This window comes from Rufibacter hautae (assembly GCF_008271695.1).
GTDB lineage: Bacteria > Bacteroidota > Bacteroidia > Cytophagales > Hymenobacteraceae > Nibribacter > Nibribacter hautae.
This window is the reverse complement of sequence record NZ_VKKY01000003.1, coordinates 159784-184569: the sequence shown is the minus strand read 5'-3', so window position 1 is coordinate 184569 and position 24786 is coordinate 159784. Positions and strand designations below refer to the sequence as shown.

Sequence of the window (24786 nt, the reverse complement as noted above, 5' to 3'; positions counted from 1 at the left end):
ATCGAAATGAAGAAATTAAAATATATATCTGCCGGGGTACTGGCGGCATTTATGCTGTCCTTTAGCTCTTGTGATGAATTCCTGGACGTAAACGAAAACCCGAACAGCCCAACTGAGGCTCCCATTGCTCAGGTATTGACCAACGCCACGGTTAACACCGGGTTCAGAAACGGAAGTGACCTGCACCGTTTCACGTCCCTAATTATGCAGCAATTCTCTGGCCAGGCCGGTCCTACCATCCAGACCCGCGAATACCAGCGGTACCTGATCCAGCCCTCTGACCTGAATAACCTGTACAATGCATTCTATGCGACGGCTTTGCCAGACATTGAATATGTCATTAATAACAGTGAAGGCAGCCCGCGCTATACTGGCATTGGCCGAATCCTGAAGGCGTACACGTACTCTCAGGCCGTAGATGTATGGGGCGACGTTCCCTTTACAGAAGCCCTGCAGGGGGTTGCGAACCTCTCGCCAAAGGTTGACGATGATGCTGCCATTTACCCTGAACTCTTCAAATTAATAGACCAGGGAATCGCAGATATCAAAACCCCGGCTAAAGCGTCACTTTTGCTGCCTGGTGCCAATGAAACCATTTACCGCGGTGACAGTTTGAAATGGCTGAAGTTTGGCAACACGCTTAAGCTTCGTTTATTTCTGAAGTACAGCGAGAAAGATCCGGCATTTGCCAAATCGCAAATGGATGCTCTGATTGCCACGGGCGGACCATTCATGACGTCCAACGCCGATAATTTCGAGATGGCGTTTGTAGACGCGACCGCCTCCCAAAACCCAATCCATCAATTTGAGGTAAGCCGTTTAAACTACACTTTCCCGAACAAATATTTGGTGGATTTTATGAACGAGAAAGTGGACCCACGCAGAGCTTCTTACTTCACTGACTTCCCGTACGGGTCTGGCCAATACAAAGGAGCCGCTGCCGGTGACCCAGAGTCTACAAACTATTCGCGCCTGCACACCTACCTTAGAGGCGCTCTGAAAGGCACCATCACGCCAAGAGCCGATGGTGGTATCAACGCCAATGCCGCGTACAACAATGCCTATACTGGCAGTGCCCCTATCCGGATGCTGACGTTTGCGGAGTACAACTTCATCAGAGCTGAGCATGCCCTGCGTTTTGGCGGCGGATTAGCCGAAGCCACTCCTTTCTACCAGGCAGGTATAAGAGCTTCTATGACAGCTGCTGGTGTAGCTACGGCTGCCCAAGATGCCTATATTTTGGCCAACCCGTTGTTAGCAGTTAATCCATTGCAGCAGATCATCCAGGAGAAGTACATCGCCAACTATGGTGTTGCTTTGGAACCATGGAACGATTGGAGAAGAACTGGTTATCCAGCCATTACTCCGGTTTCTTCTACCATTGCCGCCACAGATTACATTCCAAGATCTCTCTATTACCCAGAGGCAGAAACCAACTCCAACACAAACTTCGTTCAGAAGCCAGACATGAATGTTCGCGTTTTCTGGGATACCAGACAATAAGCCGTCAGAAACCAAGCCAAACAGAAAAGCCTTCCCAAATGGGAAGGCTTTTCTGTTTGGCTTGGTACCTTAAATGCCATTGGCTTTAATAAATCTTTCACCAACTGCTGCAACTAAAAAGACGCAAGCCAAAGCAGAAGAATCTGTGGATTATAGCAAAATGAAAGGCTGTGACTTACTTCATAAACTTTCATTAATCTGAAATCACCTTTTAACCAAAATAAAAAGAGGTGCCGTTATGGCACCTCTTTTTATTTTGGCTCTGTTTCTTTGAAAACAGGTCTAAAACACTGGTTATCCAATTATTGATACTGAATATACATCGGTTTAGGAGTAAGCGCCAGTACTTCTTTAGGCGTATACAGCTTGGAGCCTTTCTTCTTGGTATCGTTGTAGTAGAAGATTTTGAAACCGGTATACTGAACGGGCTCCTTCTTGATGTACGCCAGGTAAGTGCTCTTCTTTAGGACGCGGTCGCCCCAACCGTCCATGTGCATGACAAACTGCACGTTGGGCCGCAGCTTGATGTTCTTGTAATTGGTCACCATGCGCTGGGTGAAACGATGCACCACCAGAATCTTTGGCGGCAAGTTATACTTCACAGCGATATCGTTCAGGAATTGGGTGGCATAGTTGATTTCACTTGCATCCAGGGCACCTATTTTACGGCCTGGGATGGCGCCGTTCTTCATCGCGAATTCCGGGTCAATGCCTAAATGCACCTGGGGCAATTTGAGCCATTGTTCCAGGCGCGGCAATTCAGCCTCCACGGTGCTGCGTCCGATCTGGATGTCAAGGAACACAATGGCGTTTCTTTTGGCAGCCCAGGCAATCACGGTATCAGCCAGGTGATCGCTCATGCGCATACGGTAGGTACCGCTTTTTCCGGGAGCGCCCTGGGCGGTCACAAACACCAGGTGAAGTGCCGGCTGTACCGGAATACTGGGGTCTGCCGCTTGCCAAGCTTTTACTTCGCCGTCAAGTCTGGCCAGCATTTGTTCCCGAGGAATCTCGCCCAAGATCCCCATCCGTTTAGAGAGCGGATTTCCATAATAAGCCACAATCCGTTTATGAGGCAGAATGGCACCGGGGTTGTCGGCCGCTTCGTCATTGACTACAAAAGCAGGGGCCGCCGGAGCGGCAGTAGAATCACCCACAGCGGTAGTGTCTTTCAAGGCAGTAGCCGTGGCTTTCGCTTTTTGGGTGGAGTCTGGGGTAGCGACCGCGTCTTGGTGGGTAGCGGCTTGGGCTCCGTTCGCTTCCTTTTGCCCGCCAGTATTACAAGCGGTAAGCAAACCTATGCCAAAGGCACACAGCAGTTGTAGACTGTTTCCTCTTTTTATCGGGTTAAAATTCATGTGAGACTAAGTGGATAAATCAAATTTGCGGTTTACGCCTTTATGGTCTTGAAGATAGGCTTTTTCAACAGCTTCTCCTCAGAAAAAAACAACGGGGTTAAATCCGCCTGTACAAAGCTTTGATTGCCAAACCCTTATCACAAATACCTCCTACCTTCTTCCTTCACCCAAAATCCTTTCCCTATCTTGGTTTCAATTCACTGGAAGGCATCATAGGCGGATGCTGGTTTGCCTAGGTTTATATTCTTTCTTACCCGGCTCCTTATTTTGCGTATACTGTACCTTTACCGGAAACAAAACGCTCCACCCATGGAAAGAATCAACCGGATCTTGTTAATTGACGACGACGATATCACCAACTATATGAACAAACGCGTTCTCAACAAAGCCGAGATCGCGCAGCACATTGACGTGGTTACCGATGGCCAGGCAGCCCTCACGTACCTAAGCAGCCCCGAACACCTGGAGTCTGATTTTCCCCTGGATTTGATTCTGGTGGATATAAAAATGTCGGTGATGGATGGGTTTGACTTCCTGGAGCGATACCAGCACCTGTCCCCGGAACGGAAAGCGAAGAAACTGTTCGCCTTGTCTTCCTCGGCCAGTTTCTATGACCTGCACCGCCTCAAAGAGTTTCCCGATGTGGATGGCCACTTGTCCAAGCCGCTCACCCAAGCCGATGCCCTCCACCTGATCAAAGAGCATTTCGGGTCTGAAAGCTCCAGCACTGACACTTTCGCCAGTAACTGATTCCCAGCATAGTGGCTCAAAGCACGTACGTGATCCGCCTAAAAAGAAGAACTTCCGTTTCTGCCCTGCTTTCTGTGAAACAGGACAAAAACGGAAGTTCTTCTTTTTAGACAGGTCCAGCCCTATTCTCTTCCCCGGCGCTCAGGCGCTTTCAACGTGAATTCCTGCGAGGTCTTGTTCCCGTTGGCTTCAACTTCCACCACGTATTTCCCCGGACGCAGGTACAGCTGCTCATTGGCAGATTTGGTTACCTTCACCGGATCACCACCTTTGCGGCCTTCGTTCAGCGCTTGCTCGTAGGCAGCCGTGTTCGCTGTTTCCAAGGTTAAGTCATACGCCACGTAGTTCAGGCCGCGCTCGCTTTGGTCTTTCAGTTCTTTCAGCACCTGTCCTTTGTCGGTTTTCACGCGCACGGTGGCGGTACCAGCTGCATTCACGAAGTAAGGGATGGTCAAAGAAGGCGTCATCGGCTCATTCCAGGCCCCGAACTTCTGGCCCCAACGCTCTGAGTACTGCGGCGGAGTAATCTGGAACACATGCACGCCTTTCTGCTGCACGGCTGGCGTGAGTTGCTGCAAATGCGCCACGTTACCGATGTAGATGGAGCGGCCATGCGTGCCCACTATCAAATCATTCTCGCGCGGATGGATGGCCAAATCATGTACCGCCACTGCTGGCAACACATCGCCGCCCATCGCCTGGAAGGTTTGGCCTTTGTCAAAGGACACGTACAAGCCGTTATCCGATCCCACGTATAGCACGTTGGTATTCTTAGGATCTTCCCGCACTACGTTTAGCGGCTCTTTTGGCAAATCTTTGCCTATTTGCTTCCAGGTCTTTCCGTAGTCTTGAGACACAAACAGGTAAGGGTTGAAATCATCCCAACGGTAGCCGTTCAGGGTGGCATAAACAGTGCCTTCGTTTTCCGCCGAAGCCACCAATCCGCTGATCCACATGTCCTGCGGAAGTTTGTCAGAGATCTTCGTCCAGGTGTAGCCTCCGTCTCGGCTCACATGAATCAATCCATCGTCGGAGCCGGTGTATAGCAAACCGAACTTCTTAGGCGATTCTTCAATAGTAGTCAGGGTGCCGTAGCCCACATCGCCTTTGCGGCCACCTTTGGTCAAATCACCAGAGAGAGCTTCCATGTTTTCGCCTTTGTTCAGGGAACGGTGGAATTTATTAGACCCGAAGTACAGCACATCCTGGTTGTGGCGTGAGAGAAGAATCGGGCTTTCCCAGTTGAAGCGCAATGGACGCTCACCCAATTGATGCTTAGGTTGGATGGACAAACGCTGTCCGGTGGCTTTGTTCAGGCGGTAGTACGCGCCGTACTGCGAGCCGGTGTACACGGTGTTGTTGTCGCGGTAGTCTACCTGCACCATCATGCCGTCACCGCCGCCGAGGCGCTGGTACGGATAACGGCCGTTGTCGGTCCAGGCGGAGCTGGCCGCGTACGTACTTGGGCCGCCCCACACGCCGTTGTCCTGCAAGCCGCCGTACACGTTGTAAGGCTGGGCCATGTCTACAGTCACAGAGTAGAACTGCCCTACCGCCGGCGAGTTGGCCTTGAACCAGGTTTTTCCATCGTCATAGGTGATGTTGATACCGCCGTCGTTGCCGTTAACCAAATGGCCCGGACGCGTAGGGCTTACCCATAAATCCTGGTGGTCTGAGTGCACGTTATCGCCGCCGATCTCTTTCCAAGTTTTGCCCGCATCCTCTGATTTCAGCAACGGCACGCCCAGAATGTACACGTGGTTCGCGTTCAACGGCGACACCCGGATTACCCCAAAATAATAGCCGTAGGTGTAGTACAGGTCATCTATGTAGCCCTCGTGCGTTTTCTTCCAGGTCTTGCCGGCATCGTCTGAGCGGTACACCTGCGCACCCGTCACCGGGGTTTCAATCATCATGGAGTTGGCATCTACCAAGAAATCTGACAGCGCCACCGGCCTGATTTTATCAGAACTCACCATCTCTTTCACGGTTTTGGCCGTGTACTGGCGCGGGAAGTTGTTTTCCTCCAGGAAGCTGTTGATGGAAGCATCGTCCATCTTTAGGAGATCCTCCTTGGTGAAGTCTTTGAATTGCTCTTTGCGCAGCTTGTTGCCGGTAGCCACGGCCGGTTTCACATCTTGGCGCAGGTCTTGGTTGTCTACGCTGGCGTAGATGATGTTGGGGTTCTGCGGGAAAATGCTCAAACCAATCCGCCCGATGCCTTCCGTAGCCGGAAAGCCGCTGTTGCCGCCCGTGATACGCTGCCAGGCGTTTCCGCCATCGGTGCTTTTGAACACGCCCGAGGTGCTGCCGCCTTCCACAAAGTTCCAAGCGCGGCGCTCGCGGTGCCACATGCTGGTGTATAGGACATTGGGATTGGAAGGGTCAATGACCAAGTCCACGGCTCCGGTGTTGTCGTCGCCGCCTTTCAGGACGTGCTTCCAGGTGTTGCCGCCATCAGTGGTTTTATAGACGCCGCGCTCGGTGTTAGGCGAATACAGGTGACCCAAAGCCGCTACCCAAGCCGTGTTGGGATCTGTAGGGTGCTGGATGATACGCCCAATGTGGTGACTCTCCGGCAGGCCTTTGTACTGCCAGGTTTTGCCGCCATCGGTGCTTTTATAAATACCCACGCCTGAGTAAGAAGAGCGACTGGAGTTGGCCTCGCCGGTTCCCAGGTAAATGGTATTGGTCTTCCAGTCAACGCTGATGTCCCCTATGGTGATGACCGTTTCGTTGCTGAAAAGTGGCTCAAAGGAGATACCGTTGTTGGTGGTGTGCCACAATCCGCCGGAGGCGTAGGCCACGTAAAAATTGGTGGGGTCTGCTGGGTTTACGTCTACGTCTACCACGCGCCCGCTCATCACAGTCGGTCCCACGTTACGGAACGGCAGGTTGCTTACCAGAGAGTTTTTCTGCAGTTGCAACCGTTGCTGATACCCTTCCATCCGGGATTTGGCGGAAGTGGCCGCAGGTTGCTTTTCTTTTTTCTGGGCCACCGCTGGAAGGCTCAGAAGCCCCATCAGCATGAGTGGGTACAAGGGTTTGCGTAGCATAAAAGGCAAGGGAAGTAGATTTGTTCGCGTTAGGAGTAGGTTTTAAAATCTGAAAATAGCGTAAAAACGGGAGTTACGGAAACGCCCTGTTGGTTTTGTCTCTCCCTTACCTTGAAAACTGTGTGCCACCGAAACAGAAGCGCCGTTTAGAGGCTGCTTTCTTAAAAACAACCTCTAAACGGCGCTGAAAAGCAGTTAGCTTCTTCTTGGAATTAAAAAGAATTAGCCGCTCTGTATTTTTGGGCATCAGCGGGGTACAGGGTCTCGGCGAACTTGAGCAAAGCCTGCCGCGTGAGGGCGGTATTCTCAAACATGCCCATGTGGCCCACGTGTCCCAAAAAGTAGGTCATGCTGTTCTCGGGCAAATGGCACTGCTGCAAAGTAGCTTCTACCGGAACCGCCGGGTCTTCTTTGCCTGCGATGAAGAACACCGGAATTGCGGTGGTTCTCAGCACCTCCGTTCTGTCTGGGCGGTCGCGCATGGCTTGCAGGCAGCCCAAAACAGTTTCTTGAGGAGTGGCTTTGCCGATGGCCTGCATCTTCTCGATGGCGTCTGTACAAGAAACCCGGTTGCTTTCGGCGAACAGAGGAGCTACAAACGTGTCCATGAACTTGTCAATGCCGTGTTTCTGCACAAAGTCGGCGGTTTTGTTGCGGGTTTCTTTCTTCTCCTCAGAATCAGGCAAGGCACTGGAGTGGAACAGGCAAAGGCCGTAGAGCAACTCAGGGAATAACTCAGCCATGGCCATGCCCACGTAACCGCCCATGGAGTGGCCCACCAGCAGGCATTTCTCTACCTGCAACGTCTGTAAGGTTTCCTGCACTTGTTGGGCTTGGTTTTCCATGGAGAAATCTTGGGTGGCAGGGCTTTCGCCGTGGCCAGGCAGGTCTACTGTGATAATCCGGAACTGGTGCTGCAGCGGCTTGGTGAAATCGGTCCAGAGTTCTTTGCTTTCGCAGAAGCCGTGCAGGAAGACAATGGCGGGGCCGGAGCCGATTTCAGTATAGGCAAGGGTGGTATTGGTCATGGCGCAAGAGGGATTTTGGCCTGTTTTACGGAAAGGATGGCAAAAGAAGTATCCTTTTAGTGAATACAGCCAATGTACATCTCTGTTTTTACTACGAAGGCTCCACCCGCAGCGCTTTTCAGCACCTGCAGGGCAGAATCTGCGCTGGTTTTCTTCTCATAGATCCCGGAGACCAAGGCAATGGTTTTCTTTCCGGCTTTCTTCTGATACAAATCCAGGTACTCCAAGCTTAGGTGCACGTCCGGACCTCGTCTAGGAAAGTAATCCCCGGCAAACAAATCATCCTCGTCATTCTCAGGCAAAACAATCAGGCTTTTCTTAGTGTCATAATACCGCCCCATGGTATCAATTGGTAATGGCAAGGCTTGGGACAGTGCCATCATCTTTTCCCGAAGCGGGTAATAAGACATTCCGGTATCTGCAATGGTGACGTAGTAGGTGGCATATTCTTCATAATCACCGTTTTCTCCTTCTACAAATTCACTTTCCGCCTCTGGTGCGCTCTTGTTGTCTTTAACGGCAGAAGTAGCTATCACTGGTGCACTTACCTCAGCAACCGAGGCTTCTGCGGTGTTCTCCTGAACCACTATCGGGGCGTCTTGCACGGCTTTAGGCTCACAAGAAAATAAGCAAAGACAAAAAGAGAGAAAGACCAAATTTTTCATAGACAGAGCGTTCTGCAGGGAAGATAGCAAATCTAGATAAATAACCTCCCTTTTGGTTTTCTCCAAAGAGGACATATTGGTTGAAGAGAGATTTGACGGTGGATTCCTCGCCATGTAAAAGCTTTCAATGTGCGGCTAGAGCCTTGGTCTTTTTCTCAATCCTGCTCATGGACATAAGCCAGGTGATCAGGACTATAAAAGGCGCTTTCTTGGGCAGCTGTAAATGAGCTATTAGTTCTGAAAAGGCAAAATCATGCCCAGCTATCATCTTTTTGATGGGCACATACAGGTCAATCACCATGTAGATTACCAGCACCAGCAGGAAGGAAGTAAGATAGATTTTGGTTTTCTCCTTTGGGGACAAAGCAGGTGCAGCCATGAGCAAAAAGATCTTTGGCTTAAAGGTAAGGATTTGTTTTTAACGGGTCAGAACGAGTTGACTAAGTCGGTTGGAGGCCGTTTTCATAAAATCAGCCCGGAAACAAAAAGACCTCACCGGTTCCGGAAACCGGTGAGGTCTAATCTTATAGTCTTAAGAGTTATTACACCCGAACGGTTACGTCCATCAGTTCTCTTACGGTGCGCTCAATGCCGTCTGGGTCGAAGCCGCAGAGGCGGTGCAGTTCCATCTGTGAGCCGTGCTCCACAATCGTATCCGGGATGCCGAGGCGTTTTACCTGGGCTTGGTAGCCATGATCGGCCATGAACTCTAGGACGGCACTCCCGAAACCGCCTTGCAGGCAGCCATCTTCTACGGTCACTACTTTGTCGTACTTCCGGAAAATCTGGTGCAGCATTTTCTCGTCCAATGGCTTGGCGAAACGCATATCGTAGTGGCCCGGACGCAGACCGTCCATTCTCAGGTTCTTGCAAACGTCCACCACGTAATTACCAATGTGTCCGATAGTCAGAATTGCTACTTCCTCACCTTCCTGAATGACGCGGCCTTTGCCCACTTCAATCAGTTCCAACGGGGTGCGCCACTCGGGCATCACACCTTCGCCGCGCGGGTACCGGATGGTGAAAGGTCCCATGCCGTCTTGGCTAGCGGTGTACATAAGGTTGCGCAGTTCCTGCTCGTTCATGGGCGATGACACCACCATGTTAGGGATGCAGCGCATGTAGGCAATGTCATAGGAACCGTGGTGGGTCTGACCATCGGCCCCGGCGAAACCGGCGCGGTCCAGACAGAATACCACGTGCAGGTTCTGAAGGCAGACATCATGCACCACTTGGTCATACGCCCGCTGCATGAAGCTGGAGTAAATATTACAGAACGGCACCAGGCCTTGCGTGGCCAAACCAGCGGAGAACGTCACGGCGTGCTGCTCAGCGATTCCCACGTCCAGTGCGCGGTCTGGCATGGCGGCCATCATGATGTTCATGGAAGAACCGCTCGGCATGGCCGGGGTCACGCCCATGATCCTCTCATTCTTTTGGGCCATTTCTAGCAACGTATGCCCGAAAACATCCTGGTATTTGGGCGGCTGCGGCGTGGTATGGTGTACTTTGTAGATCTCGCCGGTGACTTTGTCAAACAGACCGGGAGCGTGCCACTTGGTTTGTTCTTTCTCGGCTAAGGCAAAGCCCTTCCCTTTCACCGTCACGCAATGCAGGATTTTAGGTCCCGGAATTTTCTTGAGATCTTTCAGCACCGATGCCATGTGGTTCACATCATGGCCATCAATAGGACCGAAATAGCGGAAGTTCAGGCTCTCAAACAGGTTGCTCTGCTTCAGGAGCGTGGCTTTGATGCCGCTTTCCACTTTGGCCACGATCTGCTGGGCGTTGGGCCCGAACTTGCTAATCTTACCCAGGATGTTCCAGATCTCGTCGCGCACTTTGTTGTAGGTGCGGGAAGTGGTGATATCGGTGAGGTATTCTTTGAGCGCGCCCACGTTAGGGTCAATGCTCATGCAGTTGTCGTTGAGCACCACCAGCAGATCGGCGTCTGAGGCGCCGCCGTGGTTCAGGGCCTCAAAGGCCATGCCCGCGGTCATAGAGCCATCGCCAATCACGGCAATGTGGTGACGGTCAAATTCCTTTTTGTACTGCGAAGCCACCGCCATGCCCAAGGCCGCCGAGATAGACGTGCTGGAATGGCCCACCCCGAAGGCATCGTACTCGCTTTCTTTTCTTTTAGGGAAACCCGAGATACCGTTGAGTTTGCGGTTGGTGTGGAAGTTATCTCTGCGGCCGGTGAGAATTTTGTGTCCGTAGGCTTGGTGCCCTACGTCCCAGACTAGTTGGTCATACGGCGTGTTGAATACATAATGCAAGGCTACCGTCATCTCCACCACACCTAGACTCGCCCCGAAGTGCCCTCCGTAAATAGACACGTTGTCAATGATGAATTGCCTTAATTCCTGGCAGACCTGTTGCAGCTGATCTTCAGGAAGTTGGCGCAAATCTGCAGGCGAGTTAATATGGGCCAGCAGTTCTCCGGGTTCAATTATCATAGGGGTGCACTTGGGTGGATATTGATGCAACAGCGTAAGACTCTGAAAGTTTTCACATATACGTAGCCGCACCCAGTAGAAGGCAAAATTAAGAATTATTTCTCAGAGGACCTTTCCTGCGCCCGTCAAGGCAAGCGCATTTTTAGCCTTATTCCTGAAAAGTAGCCTTAAAACAGCATATCTCCAATTAAAGGCCTGAACTTTCCTTTGGGGCTTACGCTTGGGAAAACAGTCTGTTAAACGCTGTGTAGGCCTGCAAATTACCTGCCAATGCTTTGTTTAGGGCCTAAATTTCAGAAAACAGCTCAAAAACAGGTTCTTCTGGCGTAAACGCTGGCACATGGCAATACTTATACGTAATTTTGCAAGTACACCATTGCCGTATCGCCACACGTGAGTTTCGAAATAAAGCTGTCGCTCTTTGAGGGCCCGTTTGACCTGTTGCTCTTCTTCATTGAGCGCGATGAGTTGGACATCCATGATATTCCCATCTTCAAGATCACCAATGATTTTGTGGGCTACATCCGGCAGCTGGAAACCATGAACATGGAGGTAGCCAGCGAGTTTATTCTCACGGCCGCCACGCTCATGCGCATCAAGGCCAAGATGCTGCTGCCCCGCTTTGAGAAAGACGAGCAGGGCAACGAGATTGACCCGCGCCAAGAGTTGGTACAGCACCTGCTGGAGTACAAGCGGTTCAAAGAAGTTTTGGGTGACCTGAGTTTGCTGGAAGACGTGCGCCTGCAGCAGGAGGAACGCGGCAACACCGATGAGGAAAACAGCAAGATTGCCGCCAAGCACCAGCTGGAGTACGAGCTCAAAGACCTCAATCTCTACCACCTCATGCAGTCGTTCCACAAGGCCATGCAGCGGTACGAGGACGAGCAGAACCGGCCCAAGCACACCGTCTACACCTACCCTTACACCATTGAGCAGCAGCGCAACTACATCAAGCACCGGGTGAGCGCCCAGGGCACGGTGCAGTTCATGGACCTGGTAGAGGCTTTCCCAGATAAAATCGGTTTGATTTTCAACTTCCTGGCCATCCTGGATCTGCTCCAGCTCAACGAAATTGGCTTGGAGATTGCGGAAGGGTTTAATAATTTCCGTATAGTGCCTTATTCTGAACACCAGCACCTGACCCTCACTGACCATGGATCTGAATCGTAAGAAACTGCTCTCGTACTTCACGCCGCAACGCATTCTCATTCCAGTGGTGATTGGGCTGGGCGTCATCGGGTACATGTTCTATAGAGACAGCGCCCAGATGGACTTCTCGCCGCTCTACAATGCCAAGCCGTTCTGGCTCTTCATGACCTTTGCGGTGCTGGTGGTGCGCGACTTCGGGTACATTTACCGCATCAGGTACGTGACGGAGAAGTTCCTGAGCTGGAAAAAGAGCGTTGAGGTGATCATGCTGTGGGAGTTCGCCTCCTGCGTGATGCCCTCGGTGGTGGGCGGCTCCACGGTGGCGGCCTTTATTTTGAACAAAGAAGGCCTGAGCCTTGGAAAATCCCTGGCCTACGTGATGGTCACGGCCATGATGGACAACCTGTACTTCATCATTGCCGTGCCTTTGGTTTTCCTGATTACGGCTGGCGCTATCTTCCCTGAGGTTTCTGCCATGGAATTCTCGGTGACGCAGAGTCTGGAGATCGCTTTTGCGGTTAGTTACATTCTTATTGCTTTCTACGCTTTCTTGATGGCCTACGGCCTCCTGATTAACCCTACTGCGGTAAAACGAATCTTCTTGCGGGCCACTTCTTTCAAGTTAACACGCCGCTGGCGGGCTGCCGCGTACAAGAACGGAAACGAGCTGGTGTGGGCTTCGCAGCAACTGAAAGGCAGCACCTTCGGGTATTGGGCCAACGCCGCCCTGAGCACCGCCTTCGTCTGGACCGCCCGCTATTTTGTGATCAACTGCCTAATCGCCGCCTTCACAGACATCAGCTTTCATGACCACGTGCTCATTTTCTCCCGCAACATGGTCTACAAGATTGTGCTGCTGGTGGCGGTGACGCCCGGCGGGGCTGGTATCGCCGAGGTGGCTTTCCCCACGTTCTTCGGGCAGTTCCTGGGCCGTTTCACTACGGTGATCATTCTGCTGTACCGCGTGGTGACGTATTACCTGTACCTCATTCTGGGCTCTTTCTTCCTGCCCCGCTGGGTGCTGCGCGTCTTCGGTGAGCATCCCGAGGATGAGGAGGAAGAAGGGCAATTGCGTTTAAAGCCTGTTTCTGAGGAAAGAGAGCGAAAAACGGGAAGTCTCTAAAGGCGTGGAATTACCTACAGAACAGCTTTTCTCTCCCCTATTTATATTCCATCTTACTATTCCCAAATGAAATTCTCAAAGCTTACGGTAGGCCTTGCGATGGCTTTATTGCCATTTTCTAACCTGGCTGCTGCCCCCGGCGTTCCGGCACCTTTTCGCATAATGGAGGAAAAACCATGGGTGCTGAGTACTTTCCAAGGTCTTTCCGTTTCCACGCCAGCGGCTTTGGAGAAAATGGATTTTGCCCTACCCGCCGAGCAGAAAGCGCTTTTCCATGGGGTGGAGTCTTACATGGGCAAGACGGATCAGGTGATTATCTACGGCATGTTTATGCATATCAAAAATGGCGCGGGCAATGTTCAGGGCAGCTTACAGGGAGCTATTCAGAATGCGGTAGTGCAACTGCAAGGCACGGATTTCCAGATAGATTTCCTGGAGCAGAATAACCAGAAAAGCACTTACCTGGCTACCGGAACCTTCACCAGAGGCACCGAAAAGATGATGGTGAAAGGCTACGCCTATTCTGATCAAAAAGGAAAGATCTATGTCCTGTCCATCTTCGGGATGGATGATTTGAAAACCGATAACGCTATCAATCGAGTCCTGACTAGCGTGAAGGTCCAATAGCCTTTCAGTTTTTCTTCTTACTAGCCTTTTTACTGTCTCCAAAACTTAGGGCCGGTTTCTTTCTTATTTATGAAAAATCCAGTAGGGTAAAGAATATCTATAGGCTGTCGGCACACCATTTATTGTTCCGGGTTTCCAACGAGGCATCTTGTTTACTACTCTTATCATTTCAGCATCTAAACTAGGAGAAAGAGATTTTATGATCTTTATATCTCCTACTTCACCACTAGGTGAGATTACAAATGACACTTCTATTGTTCCTTTGAAACTTCCTTCTTTCCGCACGTCTCGTGGCATCTTATATTTCTTTGAAATAAATTTAAGCACACCGGCTATTCCCCCGGGAAACTCTGGCCCAACTGGAATCGCACTTTCTTTACCTCTCTCCTCAGCTTTCTCATAGTTCTTCACGCCTGCCTCAATGCGCACGGGCAATTTATTTTCTTTGGGCGGGATGGGACAGGAATAGCCATCGCCGTAGGCGCAGTACGGGTTGTAGGCTTTGTTGAAATCCAGCGCCACGCTGTCGGTGCCCATGGGGATGGTGAAGTCAAGGTAGCGGCCGGTGGCATAGGTTTCCTGGCCCGTGGTGGCATCGGTGAAGGGGATGAACAGGTAGGTCAGGTACTTGGGCTGCTTTTTTAGTTCCTGGTTCTGGTACACGCTCAGTTTGAGGTTCTGGCCCTGCAGCCTGAAATGCAACTCGCCATATTTCACGTACTCTGGGGTGCGGGTGCCGGTGGTAGGCATAACGAACACCGTTTCCTGTGTGTTTCTGATAAACTTTGCCCTAACGCGGTAGGCTTCGTTCACGGGGAAATACTCTAAGCCCTTGAAATCCGCCTTTGCCTCGGCTTTCAGCGGAGAGTGTTCATCGAACTTAAAAATGCTGTCTTCATGGGCACGGTGTCTGGCGATCTCTTCCCTGTAATCCGGCGGGGATACTTGCTGCCCAAGGCTTAGCATGGGAAGTAAGAGCAACAGCAAAAAACCGGGGGCAAATGACTTCAGGAACATATGGGTTTATTTTCAATTACTTTAATTGGTTTATCAGTTCCCAAATCTGATGCTGTAAGGAACAGTATAGGTGTAGGGCACTGGTTTACCGTTGAGCATGGCAGGTTTCCACCTGGGCATCAACCTAATGACTCTTACCGCTTCCGCATCAAGCCCAATTGATAGGGATTTGATTACTTTGGGATCAGACACTGATCCATCTACTTCCACCACAAATGAGACAACCACAGTACCAGACACTCTGCTTCTTGCATCAATAGGGGATATTCTAAAATTGGTACCCATAAATCTGAACATAGCTTCTTGCCCGCCTGGAAACTCAGGTCCTTTTTCAATCTTAATGCTGCCTGCTTGCTTAAGTGAATCTAAGGGCAACAGATGTTCTTTCCTTAAAATATACTGCAATGCCCTTTCTTTACCGTCAAATATATCTGGGTCAAATCTCAGCTGTTCCATGTCTTGCAGGGAGATCAGGAAAGGCCAGAGTTCATCTTCCTGAAGCAATTTGGCATCCGCTACTCCACCGTTACTGGGGTTATACAACTTCCTCTTCTTGACAATCCCGTTTTCATACTCTTTTACCAGAACTTTCTTTCCGTCTGGCTTCAGGAACTGCCATTGGCCGGTCCTCACCCCGTCTTTCCATTGCCCGTTCAGCAGCAAGTCAAAGTAGGTAAGCCCTACCCTGATTCGGCTGGTGGTTTCCCAAGCACCGGTCCCGTCTTTGATCATTTGCTGGCCTAGAAAGTTGTAGAACTCCAGCACTTTATAATCTCGGTTGGGCAGAAACTCCACGGTCTGCAGCGGCTTGCCATCGGGATAGTAGAACTTCCATTTGCCAACCGGTTGGTTCGCTTTAAAAAACCCGTCCCGGTCTAACTTCTTGTTCGGGTGAAGCAACTGGTAAATCCCTTCTTTGCCATCCTCACCATAGGTAAACTGCTGAAAAGCCTGCCCGTTGGCAAAATAGTCGGTGACCTTTCCTTTGAACTTGAGGGAAACTGTATCAAAAGACGCCACGCGTATGATAGCGGCATTCTGCTTGATAGTAACCACTCTGTTTAGATCGTAGAAAATAGTGACGGATACCACCTGCGCTGCAGCCTTCTCAAGCTGGATAACGAACAGGATAAAAGACAAGAGAACACTGTAGCGCATAGGAGCCATGCAGGATAGTTGATGGATAGATTATTGTATTTAATTTTTGATATATATTTTGAATACAAGGCTTAAAACTACTGTAAAAAGTACGAAAAACGGAGTCTACTTTCTTTAGAATTCTAAGTATATATAAGCTGAATGTATGAATTAAGGGTGTTTTCAGGAAAGTAGCCTGTAAACAGTTAGTGCTATTTCTTGGATAAGACAGGTTGGTTTCTCTAGGAATTGAAACTGAGAAGTGTTGCAGGAAAAAACTTCAGTAAACATTCGGCAAGGATGGTGGTTACAAAAACATACCTCCGCAGAAGATGGCTTTCCAACATGCCCTGTTGATGAAACACAACTCTTCCCGTATAAAATAATGCCCATCGTCCTTTTTCAATCCTCAGAAAAAGCGCCCGTTCAAATCCTCTGGTAATTGCAATCCCTACTTTAAGAATGGAATCAAATGGCAACAAATTCAGCCCAACGCATCGGTATTTATTATGGCACCTTCTCCGCCGTTGCGATGATCATCTATTACCTGTTTATTAACTTCGTTGGCTTACAAAACAGCGAAGTCATTCGTTTTGGCAGCAATATCTTCATTCTAATAGCCGTGATGCTGGCCATCAACACCTTCAGAAAAAACTATGACGCCCTGCATAGACATCCCCCTTACCTGCCCGGGTTGTCCATTGGTTTTCTGGTGGGCTTAGTGGGGGCCGGGCTCTACGCAGCCTTTATTCTCTTCCATGCGATCTTCCTTAATCCTGGGTACGCCGGGGTCCTGCAAAACCAGGATTACTTTGGTTTCCGGTTGCCGCTGTTAATGGTGCTGGGCTCGGTGGTGATTCTGGGAACTGCCGTGGGCGCCATGACAAGCTACATTCTCATGATGGCGTTTGACAATTCCGGAGGGCAAGCTGGTCAGGCAGAATACTAGTCTACTTGGCTTGGGATAGGCACTAAGCATCTAGGCCTGCTTTTAGCCCATTTCAAGTAAACAAGGCCTAAAACACCATACCAATAAAAAACGCCTGGCTGTAAAGTCAGGCGTTTTTTATGCAAAGCTCTTCTATTAAGAACTTGATTACAACGGCTTTATACAATATAAGTAACAATCAAGGACAGTAAAATTGACGTTAATCATTAACTAGCGAATTACAATTCTGTACGGCACAGTACATCTTACATTTACAGGTTTACCATTTAGAATACCGGGTATCCAAAGAGGCATATTGGCAACAACTCTCATGCCCTCCTCATCAATACTTGGAAACAAGGGCTTCACAATTTCTATATCTTTCGTCGTTCCATCTGGCCTGACCACAAACGAAATCACCACTTCGCCATCAACGCCAACTTTCTTGACGTCTTCAGGAATTCTAAATTTGTCACCTAAATATTTAAACATTGCACGGGTGCCTCCTGGAAACTCCGGCCGTTTATCTAAACTATCTTTTTCAGTATAGACAATTGTTGAGGTATCTGGAGTACCTAAATGCTCTTTACGTAGAATATACCGTAGAGCCCTTGCTTTTGTACCCAAGGTTTGGCTTACATCCATCTTCTCCCGGTATTCCCCTATTTCAAAAAAAGGAAACGATTCTGCTTTCTGAACGCTATACTCTCCAACTATTTTCTCCCCTTGATTATCATAAGATTCACCTCTCTTGAACTCACCTTTTTCAAAATGTTCTACTAAATACCTTCTGTTATTTCCTCTTGACACTTCCCAATGACCATCCTTTAACCCATTCTTCCATTGGCTTTTGACAATTACTGTGTTGAAATAGACGCCCCACTTGGCAAGCATCGTAGTATTCCACTCTCCAGTTCCATCTTTCAGTAATTGTTGGCCATTTTCGTCAAAATATTGTTTCACACTAAACTTCTTGTTTGGATGAAACTCTATGACCTGCTTTAATTTTCCGTCTGGATAATAATACCTCCATAACCCGTTTGGCTGATTAGCAACATATTGTCCTTGGATTTCTAATTGCTTTTTAGGGTAGAACTGCTGAAACACTCCATTCTTTCCATTCGCGTTGTAAGTGACTCGCATTGCTGGACTACCATCCTTGTAATCATCTTTCACTTCACCTACTAAAGTATTACTCACCGTATCTAAAGAGGCCTTCCTTATGATAAATGCCTTCTCTTTGGTTGTGACTTTTGAATCTGTATCATAGAATATCGTAACTGGCATCACATGACTTTGTAGCTCTGGGACTAGAAAAATGTTAGCACTACACACAAGTACGAAGAACAGGAGCGTGGAAAAGAGCAAGGGTAGGGTTAGCTTCATGGTTAAGGTATTTAGTTCAACATACTCTAAATTAAACCTTTATCATTATCAACTGACTAGTTTCAGGATAAAACTCCTCCAAAAGCTCACAAAAAAAAACGCCTGACTTTGCAGCCAGGCGTTTTGGGTATGTTTTCTCTAAAAGAGCTTAGAAACGCTCGTCAGCGCCAAAGAAGAAGTCACCTTCAATCTGGGCGTTCTCGTCAGAGTCAGAACCGTGAACGGCGTTAGCCTCCACAGACTTGGCGTAAATCTTCCGGATGGTTCCTTCCTCAGCCTGGGCTGGGTTGGTAGCACCAATAAGGGTACGGAAATCAAGCACGGCGTTGTCTTTCTCCAGAATCATGGCCACAATGGGTCCAGAGCTCATGTATTTCACCAGGTCGCCGTAGAAAGGACGCTCCTTGTGCACTTCGTAGAACTGACCGGCACGCTCCTCAGTAAGGCGGGTCTTTTTCAGGGCCACTACTCTAAAGCCAGCCTCTTCCATCATTTTGGTGATACCGCCGATGTGGTTATCCTTCACGGCATCTGGTTTAATCATGGTGAACGTTACGTTTCCAGCCATTTTTCTTCTTTCGTTATCGGTTTAAATAGAAATTGCCCGGCAAAATTAATACAGTTTGGGCCAAAACCCATTCTGTACGGCAAAAATACTGGGCCGTTGGGCAGTTGATTGATTTTATTTGGTTTGTACTTTAATTCTTTAGAATTTTGCAGCTTGTATCCGCTATTTTTTCAAAGCGGACTGTGAGTATACAATGCAGCAAATCAACGCGCTAAAGGAGCTATTAGAGTCTCCTAAGAAGATCATGATCACCACGCACCATAAACCGGATGCGGATGCTTTGGGGTCTTCACTGGGATTGGCTGGCTACCTTAAGAAAAAAGGGCACCAGGTACAAGTCATCACTCCGTCTGACTACCCTTCATTCCTGAACTGGATGAGCGGCAACGAAGACGTGTTGGTGTACAGCCCCAAGACCGATGCCCAGGCCCAAGCCATCATCAAAGAGGCCGAAGCCATCTTCTGTCTGGATTTCAGTGCCCTCAGCCGCATCAACGAGCTGGGCAACTACATTCAGCAGGCCACGGGCACCAAAGTGCTCATTGACCACCACCTTCAGCCCGAAGACTTTGCTGACATCATGTTCTCTGACACCAACGCCGCCGCTACCGCGGAGATCGTGTATGAGGTGATCAGGGAGATGGGCGATGAGGCGCTGGTGGATGTGGCCATTGGCGAGTGCCTCTACGCCGGCATCATGACCGACACGGGCTCTTTCCGGCACTCCAGCACCACCCGCAACGTGCACATGATCATTGCAGACCTGCTCCACAACGGCATTGACATCTGCAAGGTGCACCGCAACATCTATGACAGCTATTCAGAGTCGCGGCTGCGGTTCCTGGGCTACGTGCTCAAAGACAAGCTCACGGTGGTACGCGAATTCAACACCGCTTTCATTGCCGTGACCGCCGAGGAATTGAAGCAATACAACTCCCAGACCGGTGACACCGAGGGATTGGTGAACTTCGCCCTCTCTATTGAAGGCGTACGCTTTGCCGCCCTGTTCATTGAACGCCAAGAGGCCGTGAAAATCTCCTTCCGCTCGGTGGGCGACATCTCGGTGAATGAGTTTGCACGGGCGCACTTCAACGGCGGCGGACACAAGAACGCCGCGGGCGGCATCTCCCCGCTGCCCCTGAACGAAACTGTGCAAAAATTTGTGAGTCTATTACCGCAGTATGCGGAACAACTGGTAAACTAAACCCTTAAAAGACGCTTAATAACCTAAAACCGATGTTCAAAAAATCATTGTACCTGCTGCCCGCCGTGGCAGTGACCCTTTTCTCTTATTCTTGCAAAAACCTGGGCAAGGATGAGTTTGTGAAAGCTCCTTCCGGATTGGAATATAAACTCTATTCCCAGAACAAAGAAGGTGAATATGAGATCAAAGACGCCTCTAAAACTGACTCTGCCGCCTACAAAGCCAAGCTTGACAAAGTAATGAGCTTTGAGATGGAGTACCGCAACGCCAAAGATTCTTTGCTGTTCAGCACCAAAGACAACGCTATGCCTATCCAGATCAAAATGGTAGCGTCTCCAAACAAAGGCAGCATTGAAGAAGCGTTCCTGATGCTGGACAAAGGCGATAGCGCCGTGTTCAGAATCAACGCCGATACTTTGTTCGCCAAGACTTTCAGAAGCCCGCTTCCTCCCTTCATTGAGAAAGGCAGCTTCCTTACGTTCTTCGTGAAAGCCATCAACCTGCAAACCGAGCAAGAGGCCATGGCCGACTATCCGAAGATGATGGAGCGTCAGCAGAAAGAGATGGAAGCCCGCGCTGCCAAACAAGCTCCTATTGATGACAAACTCATCCAGGAGTACGTGAAGAAAAACAACCTGCAAGTGCAGAAAACCGCTTCCGGCGTGTACTACGTGATTACCCAACCAGGTGCTGGCCCTAACGCCACCGATGGTAAGGTAGTAGCCGTAAAATACAAAGGCACCCTGCTAAACGGGAAAGAGTTTGACTCTTCTGACAAATCTAACGGCGGTAACCCAATTGAATTCCCGCTGGGTCAGAACCAAGTGATCAAAGGCTGGGAAGAAGGCATCAAGCAATTCAACAAAGGCAGCAAAGGCACCTTGTTGATTCCTTCTCCTCAGGGATACGGCTCTATGGCACGCGGTGCCGAGTTACCAGCTAACTCTATCCTGCGTTTTGATGTGGAACTGGTAGACATTAAAGATGCTCCGGCAGCCCCTGCTGGCCCAACTGGTCCGGGTGGTCCTGCCGGTCCGGGCGCAGGTTTATAATCTAAACTCTTATGCAACAATTTCTGAGAAGAAACGCTTGGCAGTGGCTCCTAGCCATTGGGGTACTTTTCGTCTTCAACGGCTGCAATGACAAGGATCCGTATGATCCGTATGCAAACTTTGACCATGCGGCCCAGGCGGCACTGGAAGATGCGTTGATCCAGAAGTATCTCACGGATAACAACATCACCGATTTCACCAAGACGGCCTCGGGGCTGTATTACGTGAAAAAGGAAGCGGGCACCGGAGACAAACCTGCCGTTAACAGCACGGTAGAGGTAAACTACATCGGTCGTTTTCTTCAGAATGGACAGAAGTTTGACTCGTCTTATGACCGCGCGCAAACCTTCAAGTTTGTTTTGGGTCAAAGGAAAGTGATTTCCGGCTGGGACGAGGGCGTAGCCATGATGCAAAAAGGCGAGAAAGCCTTATTGCTCATTCCTTCCCGTCTGGCTTACGGTCTTTATGGACAGTCCAGCATTCCGCCTAACACCCCGCTCATGTTTGAGATTCACTTGATCAACTTCTAATTGTTGTCAGCACAAAAAAGAAGGGCCTCCTGAACAGGAGGCCCTTCTTTTTTGCCTTGTTTTCTGAAAAGAGCCGCTAAACCCGGCTGAGTTGTTTACTCACTCAGTACTTCAGACAACACCGGTAATGACTTGATCTCACCCAATTGGTCTACGTGCAGTTGAAAATAGCGCACCAACAGCTGCAGCAGTTCGCGGCGCACTTTCCCGTTGGGGAGTTTGGCGCCTTCGGCGTCTTTGATCACTTCCGTCAGGTAAGGCTCCAGTTGCTGCAATTGCATGAGGCTGTTGCCCAAACCAGAAGAACCGCCCATCTCAAAAGCTATCTGCGTGATCACCTCATCAGCAGAAGGCACCCCGAAGCCCAGGTAGTTGGCTAGTTGGATGAGGAAAGCCAAGTGGAAATTCTCAAAGCCAGTCTCCATCTGGTCGAAGAGCAGAATAGCGTTGTGCAGAAACCCAAACAGCGGCCGGTTCTCCTCTTCTTCCCGCACCGTTCTGGACACCATCTCAGACAAGAACAGCAGAATACTGCTCTTCCGGATGTCATAAGGCACGGTCATGAACGGGTGGCTGCATTTGTATTCAGAGATACGCGTGAGGCCTCCTTTGCCCGGGTACACCACCATGTCCAAGAGCGTGAAGGGCTGGAACAAGGCAATGCGCGAGGCACTCCCCTTCTTCCGGACGCTGTTCACAATGTAGCTCTGCAGACCCAGCTCCTCGGTGTAGATGCGTACAATAATGGACGACTCTTTGAATTTGATGAAGTTCAGGACAATGCCCCGGGTTTTTACCAGCATAAATGGATTCTGATTTCTGTTTACCCATACGTAGGCGCGTGGGTCATGGTAAGACAAGGGGGCAGTTCCCCGGAAATAGGACAGGACTAGCCTCTATTGAATAGCAATCTTGGTCATGCAGGTCTGCGAGCCATCTTGGGACGAGGCCATGACCACGTACACGCCAGGCTTGGCTTTGCGGCCGTTGTAATCTCTTCCGTGCCAGGCAAAGGTGCCACCGGCGGCCTTGCCCTCAAATACTAGGAAACCGGCCACATCGGTGATCTTCACCCAGCCGTTCTCGGGCACCCCAGAGATCCCGATGTTACCCGTGAAACCAGTCCTCACGGGATTAGGAAAGACCTGCAGGCAGTTCTTGTTCACGGCCTCCGTTCGGGTGGCGCTGCCTCTGAAAACCGCAATACCACCCTCGGTACCGATGAGCACCTCGCCGGTAGATGGGTCCACAGAAATATCTCTGATCTTATCTGAGGGCAAAGGACTGTTCTTGGTGGTGAAGTTATGGATCATCTTCTCCCCGGTTTCATTGAAGAGCCAAAGCCCCGTATCCGTGCCAATCCACTTGCGGTTACCACCATCCACAGCGATGCTCCTGATCACCTGTCCCTGCAACAGCGGCCGACGCTCATAAATGGGCAGATAAGCCCCGCTGTAAGCCGAGGTGAAAATATCGGGCGTACTGGAGAACACGGCCACTCCGTTGTTCGTGCCGGCCCAAACTTCGCCCTGTTGGTCTACCGCCAGCGCGAAAACCTGTTTACCTGGCAAACCACCCTGTCCGGCTCCGCCGATGTAGGCGTACTGCCCGGTAAGGTCATCATAAACAATCATGCCGGCATCGGTGCCGTTGGTACTGATGGTGACCCACTTGTAGCCGCTTTCATCTACCACCACCTTGTCAAGACCGCTGCCCAAGCCATAGCCGTTAAAAGGGTGCGATTTCCAGGTACCGTCCAGTTTCAGCTCAAAAAGCGCCGGCGAGTTAGCAAACTGGTTCCGGTTGGTGACCCACACGCTTCCGGCCGCATCAATGGCAATACCTGGTACCCTGATGTAGTTGCGGTCATTGGCGTCTATGGCGCTCAGCAGCGGGCTGTTGGTATTATTGTACAGTTTCACGTTGTCCAGGCCCTCCCACTCCAGCAAACCGGCACCGTAACTAGCAATGTAGAGCTTGCCGTTCACCGGGTTCCGGCGCGCCATCACCAAATCTCGGGCGTTCTGAGGAAACTGCCCCCCGCTAGCGAAATTGTAACTCGTCCATTGGCCGTTCTGTAACTGGTAAAACCCAGCCCCGGAAGAACGCTGGAGATAGCCTTGGCTGTAGCCGCCGCCCAGCACCGTGAACAAACCGGGCTCGGCGTACACGCCAAACACATCCACAAAGGCAGGTCCGTTGGGCACGAAGCTCTCGGCGCCGGAGATGGAAGCCCGTACCAGTCCTTTCTCATAGCTGGCTGCCCACACGCCCCCATCTCTGGCCGGAATAGCCATGCGGAGGTCCACCAACAGCGGATGGGTCAAACGTGTCATTTGTCCGGCCACGGTGACTTCCAGAACTTCTTGGCTTCCTGCTATCTCCAGCCTTCTGCCATTCGTTTCTATGGACTTATATTGATTGTCTGCCGTGGAGAAAGCCGCCTTGCTCCAGGAACTTCCGTCGAATCTATACAGCCCCGTGCCGTTGATCCCCGCGTAGACGCCACCCTCAAAAGCGGAGATGGTTCTGAAAGCATCGGAGGCACTGCCGAAGGGAATCCCCTCGGCAGTGCCGAAGCGGCGCCAACTCCGGAAATCAAGCAGGTTGGCGTTGTTGAGGTTGGCGGCCATGAGTCCGCCCGAAGAAGCGATGTAGAGGCTGTCTTTCCATACCGCCGAGGCGTAGACCTGCACCGCCTCCCCTTGTGCGCCCAGGTTACTGTAGGTGTCTTTGATCTCCAGCTTTACCAGGTCCACCACCACCAGCCCGAAGGAAGTAGAGACGTAAGCCTTCTTGTTGTGGGTAGCCAAGTGGTGAATGATCTTGGCGCCGGTCATGGACTTGCGCAGCAGCTCCGTGAGGTTCTGCACCTTTCCGTCCTTCAACAAGTCAAGGTTGGTGTTTTCATAGGCCACTACCAGCGTAGCCGAGGCCGAGTCATAACTAAGGGCGCCAAGGTTCACATCGCTGAAGCCATCGGTACGGGAGAGTCTCTGGAGGGTGTTCTCTTCTTTGATGTACCGGAAGAAGCCGTCTTCGGTGGCGCAGTAAACCGAGGAAGGAGTCTCGGCGATGGATTTGGCGCGGTGGTTAGGCACGTGTACCTGCCAACCGCCCAGCGGTAACTGGCTCGTTTGGGCATCTGTGGCCAGGCTCCAGACCAGAGCGCTCAGAAACGTAACCCACCTAAATAAACCTGAAGGCGTCATATCCAAAGTTACACAGAATCAAGGTTGTTTTAGG

Annotated in this window: 21 protein-coding genes; 9 read left to right on the top strand and 12 right to left on the bottom strand. The window is 50.5% G+C overall.

The genetic code is table 11. The features are described from left to right. Positions 1-6 precede the first annotated feature (6 nt). Entirely contained in the window at positions 7-1503 is a 1497-nt protein-coding gene (locus tag FOA19_RS17185) for a SusD/RagB family nutrient-binding outer membrane lipoprotein (protein ID WP_149092096.1), read from the top strand. 302 nt (positions 1504-1805) lie between these two features. On the opposite strand, the gene FOA19_RS17180 is transcribed toward FOA19_RS17185, so the two are convergent. Next, positions 1806-2861, bottom strand: coding sequence for a hypothetical protein (locus FOA19_RS17180; RefSeq protein ID WP_149092095.1), 1056 nt, complete (start codon positions 2859-2861; stop codon positions 1806-1808). A 309-nt stretch (positions 2862-3170) separates the two neighbouring features. Here FOA19_RS17180 and FOA19_RS17175 point away from each other — a divergent pair, with 309 nt between their 5' ends. Next, positions 3171-3611, top strand: a complete 441-nt coding sequence (locus FOA19_RS17175) for a response regulator (protein ID WP_149092094.1) — start codon at positions 3171-3173, stop codon at positions 3609-3611. 122 nt (positions 3612-3733) lie between these two features. Here the strand turns inward: FOA19_RS17175 and FOA19_RS17170 are convergent, their stop codons facing one another. From FOA19_RS17170 to dxs, 5 genes are all read right to left on the bottom strand, one after another. Further along, positions 3734-6667: a WD40/YVTN/BNR-like repeat-containing protein gene (locus FOA19_RS17170; protein ID WP_149092093.1), complete on the bottom strand. Its 2934-nt coding sequence runs from the start codon at positions 6665-6667 to the stop codon at positions 3734-3736. 212 nt (positions 6668-6879) lie between these two features. Beyond that, a complete protein-coding gene (locus tag FOA19_RS17165) occupies positions 6880-7695 on the bottom strand; it encodes an alpha/beta fold hydrolase (protein ID WP_149092092.1) in 816 nt (271 codons plus the stop codon). Between the two features lie 56 nt (positions 7696-7751). Then, entirely contained in the window at positions 7752-8300 is a 549-nt protein-coding gene (locus FOA19_RS17160) for a hypothetical protein (protein ID WP_149092091.1), read from the bottom strand. A gap of 184 nt (positions 8301-8484) precedes the next feature. Beyond that, entirely contained in the window at positions 8485-8739 is a 255-nt protein-coding gene (locus tag FOA19_RS17155; protein ID WP_149092090.1) for a hypothetical protein, read from the bottom strand. A 163-nt stretch (positions 8740-8902) separates the two neighbouring features. Continuing rightward, positions 8903-10819: a 1-deoxy-D-xylulose-5-phosphate synthase gene (gene dxs, locus FOA19_RS17150; protein WP_149092089.1), complete on the bottom strand. Its 1917-nt coding sequence runs from the start codon at positions 10817-10819 to the stop codon at positions 8903-8905. A gap of 393 nt (positions 10820-11212) precedes the next feature. On the opposite strand from dxs, the gene FOA19_RS17145 reads away from it, so the two are divergent. The 3 genes from FOA19_RS17145 to FOA19_RS17135 all read left to right on the top strand — a co-directional run bounded on the left by FOA19_RS17145 (position 11213) and on the right by FOA19_RS17135 (position 13718). Continuing rightward, positions 11213-11989, top strand: coding sequence for a segregation and condensation protein A (locus FOA19_RS17145; RefSeq protein WP_149092088.1), 777 nt, complete (start codon positions 11213-11215; stop codon positions 11987-11989). After that, entirely contained in the window at positions 11973-13091 is a 1119-nt protein-coding gene (locus tag FOA19_RS17140; protein ID WP_149092087.1) for a lysylphosphatidylglycerol synthase transmembrane domain-containing protein, read from the top strand. Before FOA19_RS17145 ends, FOA19_RS17140 begins: the two co-directional genes overlap by 17 nt. A gap of 66 nt (positions 13092-13157) precedes the next feature. Then, positions 13158-13718: a hypothetical protein gene (locus tag FOA19_RS17135; protein WP_149092086.1), complete on the top strand. Its 561-nt coding sequence runs from the start codon at positions 13158-13160 to the stop codon at positions 13716-13718. A 63-nt stretch (positions 13719-13781) separates the two neighbouring features. On the opposite strand, the gene FOA19_RS17130 is transcribed toward FOA19_RS17135, so the two are convergent. Both FOA19_RS17130 and FOA19_RS17125 read right to left on the bottom strand, forming a co-directional pair. Further along, positions 13782-14735: a DUF1684 domain-containing protein gene (locus FOA19_RS17130; protein ID WP_149092085.1), complete on the bottom strand. Its 954-nt coding sequence runs from the start codon at positions 14733-14735 to the stop codon at positions 13782-13784. Positions 14736-14768: 33 nt separating this feature from the next. Beyond that, entirely contained in the window at positions 14769-15893 is a 1125-nt protein-coding gene (locus FOA19_RS17125; protein ID WP_190300449.1) for a TonB family protein, read from the bottom strand. 451 nt (positions 15894-16344) lie between these two features. On the opposite strand from FOA19_RS17125, the gene FOA19_RS17120 reads away from it, so the two are divergent. Further along, positions 16345-16821, top strand: a complete 477-nt coding sequence (locus FOA19_RS17120; protein ID WP_149092083.1) for a hypothetical protein — start codon at positions 16345-16347, stop codon at positions 16819-16821. Positions 16822-17031: 210 nt separating this feature from the next. On the opposite strand, the gene FOA19_RS17115 is transcribed toward FOA19_RS17120, so the two are convergent. Together FOA19_RS17115 and FOA19_RS17110 are read right to left on the bottom strand one after the other, a co-directional pair. Continuing rightward, the gene (locus tag FOA19_RS17115) at positions 17032-18186 is read right to left on the bottom strand and encodes an energy transducer TonB (protein ID WP_149092082.1); all 1155 of its coding nucleotides are present in this window, start codon (positions 18184-18186) and stop codon (positions 17032-17034) included. Between the two features lie 148 nt (positions 18187-18334). Continuing rightward, on the bottom strand, positions 18335-18754 hold the full coding sequence (locus FOA19_RS17110) for a nucleoside-diphosphate kinase (protein ID WP_149092081.1): 420 nt from the start codon (positions 18752-18754) through the stop codon (positions 18335-18337). 193 nt (positions 18755-18947) lie between these two features. Here FOA19_RS17110 and FOA19_RS17105 point away from each other — a divergent pair, with 193 nt between their 5' ends. From FOA19_RS17105 to FOA19_RS17095, 3 genes are read left to right on the top strand one after another with little or no spacing between them, the layout of a single operon-like run. Then, positions 18948-19958 carry a DHH family phosphoesterase gene (locus FOA19_RS17105; protein ID WP_149092080.1) on the top strand — a complete coding sequence of 337 codons (1011 nt, stop codon included), beginning with the start codon at positions 18948-18950 and terminating at the stop codon, positions 19956-19958. A gap of 32 nt (positions 19959-19990) precedes the next feature. Next, entirely contained in the window at positions 19991-21010 is a 1020-nt protein-coding gene (locus tag FOA19_RS17100; RefSeq protein ID WP_149092079.1) for an FKBP-type peptidyl-prolyl cis-trans isomerase, read from the top strand. A gap of 11 nt (positions 21011-21021) precedes the next feature. Then, entirely contained in the window at positions 21022-21540 is a 519-nt protein-coding gene (locus tag FOA19_RS17095; protein WP_149092078.1) for an FKBP-type peptidyl-prolyl cis-trans isomerase, read from the top strand. A gap of 95 nt (positions 21541-21635) precedes the next feature. Here the strand turns inward: FOA19_RS17095 and recO are convergent, their stop codons facing one another. Both recO and porZ read right to left on the bottom strand, forming a co-directional pair. Beyond that, positions 21636-22343, bottom strand: coding sequence for a DNA repair protein RecO (recO, locus tag FOA19_RS17090; RefSeq protein WP_149092077.1), 708 nt, complete (start codon positions 22341-22343; stop codon positions 21636-21638). Positions 22344-22436: 93 nt separating this feature from the next. Further along, positions 22437-24752: a type IX secretion system anionic LPS delivery protein PorZ gene (gene porZ / locus FOA19_RS17085; protein ID WP_149092076.1), complete on the bottom strand. Its 2316-nt coding sequence runs from the start codon at positions 24750-24752 to the stop codon at positions 22437-22439. Between the last annotated feature and the right edge of the window lie 34 nt (positions 24753-24786).

Excerpts from the sequence above, each read along its gene's own strand:
- FOA19_RS17185 (WP_149092096.1), top strand. The coding sequence starts at position 7 with ATGAAGAAATTAAAATATATATCTGCCGGGGTACTGGCGGCATTTATG.
- FOA19_RS17100 (WP_149092079.1), top strand. The coding sequence starts at position 19,991 with ATGTTCAAAAAATCATTGTACCTGCTGCCCGCCGTGGCAGTGACCCTT.
- FOA19_RS17165 (WP_149092092.1), bottom strand. The coding sequence starts at position 7,695 with ATGACCAATACCACCCTTGCCTATACTGAAATCGGCTCCGGCCCCGCC.
- FOA19_RS17175 (WP_149092094.1), top strand. The coding sequence starts at position 3,171 with ATGGAAAGAATCAACCGGATCTTGTTAATTGACGACGACGATATCACC.
- FOA19_RS17140 (WP_149092087.1), top strand. The coding sequence starts at position 11,973 with ATGGATCTGAATCGTAAGAAACTGCTCTCGTACTTCACGCCGCAACGC.
- FOA19_RS17155 (WP_149092090.1), bottom strand. The coding sequence starts at position 8,739 with ATGGCTGCACCTGCTTTGTCCCCAAAGGAGAAAACCAAAATCTATCTT.
- recO (WP_149092077.1), bottom strand. The coding sequence starts at position 22,343 with ATGCTGGTAAAAACCCGGGGCATTGTCCTGAACTTCATCAAATTCAAA.
- FOA19_RS17105 (WP_149092080.1), top strand. The coding sequence starts at position 18,948 with ATGCAGCAAATCAACGCGCTAAAGGAGCTATTAGAGTCTCCTAAGAAG.
- dxs (WP_149092089.1), bottom strand. The coding sequence starts at position 10,819 with ATGATAATTGAACCCGGAGAACTGCTGGCCCATATTAACTCGCCTGCA.
- FOA19_RS17130 (WP_149092085.1), bottom strand. The coding sequence starts at position 14,735 with ATGTTCCTGAAGTCATTTGCCCCCGGTTTTTTGCTGTTGCTCTTACTT.
- porZ (WP_149092076.1), bottom strand. The coding sequence starts at position 24,752 with ATGACGCCTTCAGGTTTATTTAGGTGGGTTACGTTTCTGAGCGCTCTG.
- FOA19_RS17135 (WP_149092086.1), top strand. The coding sequence starts at position 13,158 with ATGAAATTCTCAAAGCTTACGGTAGGCCTTGCGATGGCTTTATTGCCA.
- FOA19_RS17110 (WP_149092081.1), bottom strand. The coding sequence starts at position 18,754 with ATGGCTGGAAACGTAACGTTCACCATGATTAAACCAGATGCCGTGAAG.
- FOA19_RS17115 (WP_149092082.1), bottom strand. The coding sequence starts at position 18,186 with ATGAAGCTAACCCTACCCTTGCTCTTTTCCACGCTCCTGTTCTTCGTA.
- FOA19_RS17180 (WP_149092095.1), bottom strand. The coding sequence starts at position 2,861 with ATGAATTTTAACCCGATAAAAAGAGGAAACAGTCTACAACTGCTGTGT.
- FOA19_RS17120 (WP_149092083.1), top strand. The coding sequence starts at position 16,345 with ATGGCAACAAATTCAGCCCAACGCATCGGTATTTATTATGGCACCTTC.
- FOA19_RS17095 (WP_149092078.1), top strand. The coding sequence starts at position 21,022 with ATGCAACAATTTCTGAGAAGAAACGCTTGGCAGTGGCTCCTAGCCATT.
- FOA19_RS17125 (WP_190300449.1), bottom strand. The coding sequence starts at position 15,893 with ATGCGCTACAGTGTTCTCTTGTCTTTTATCCTGTTCGTTATCCAGCTT.
- FOA19_RS17170 (WP_149092093.1), bottom strand. The coding sequence starts at position 6,667 with ATGCTACGCAAACCCTTGTACCCACTCATGCTGATGGGGCTTCTGAGC.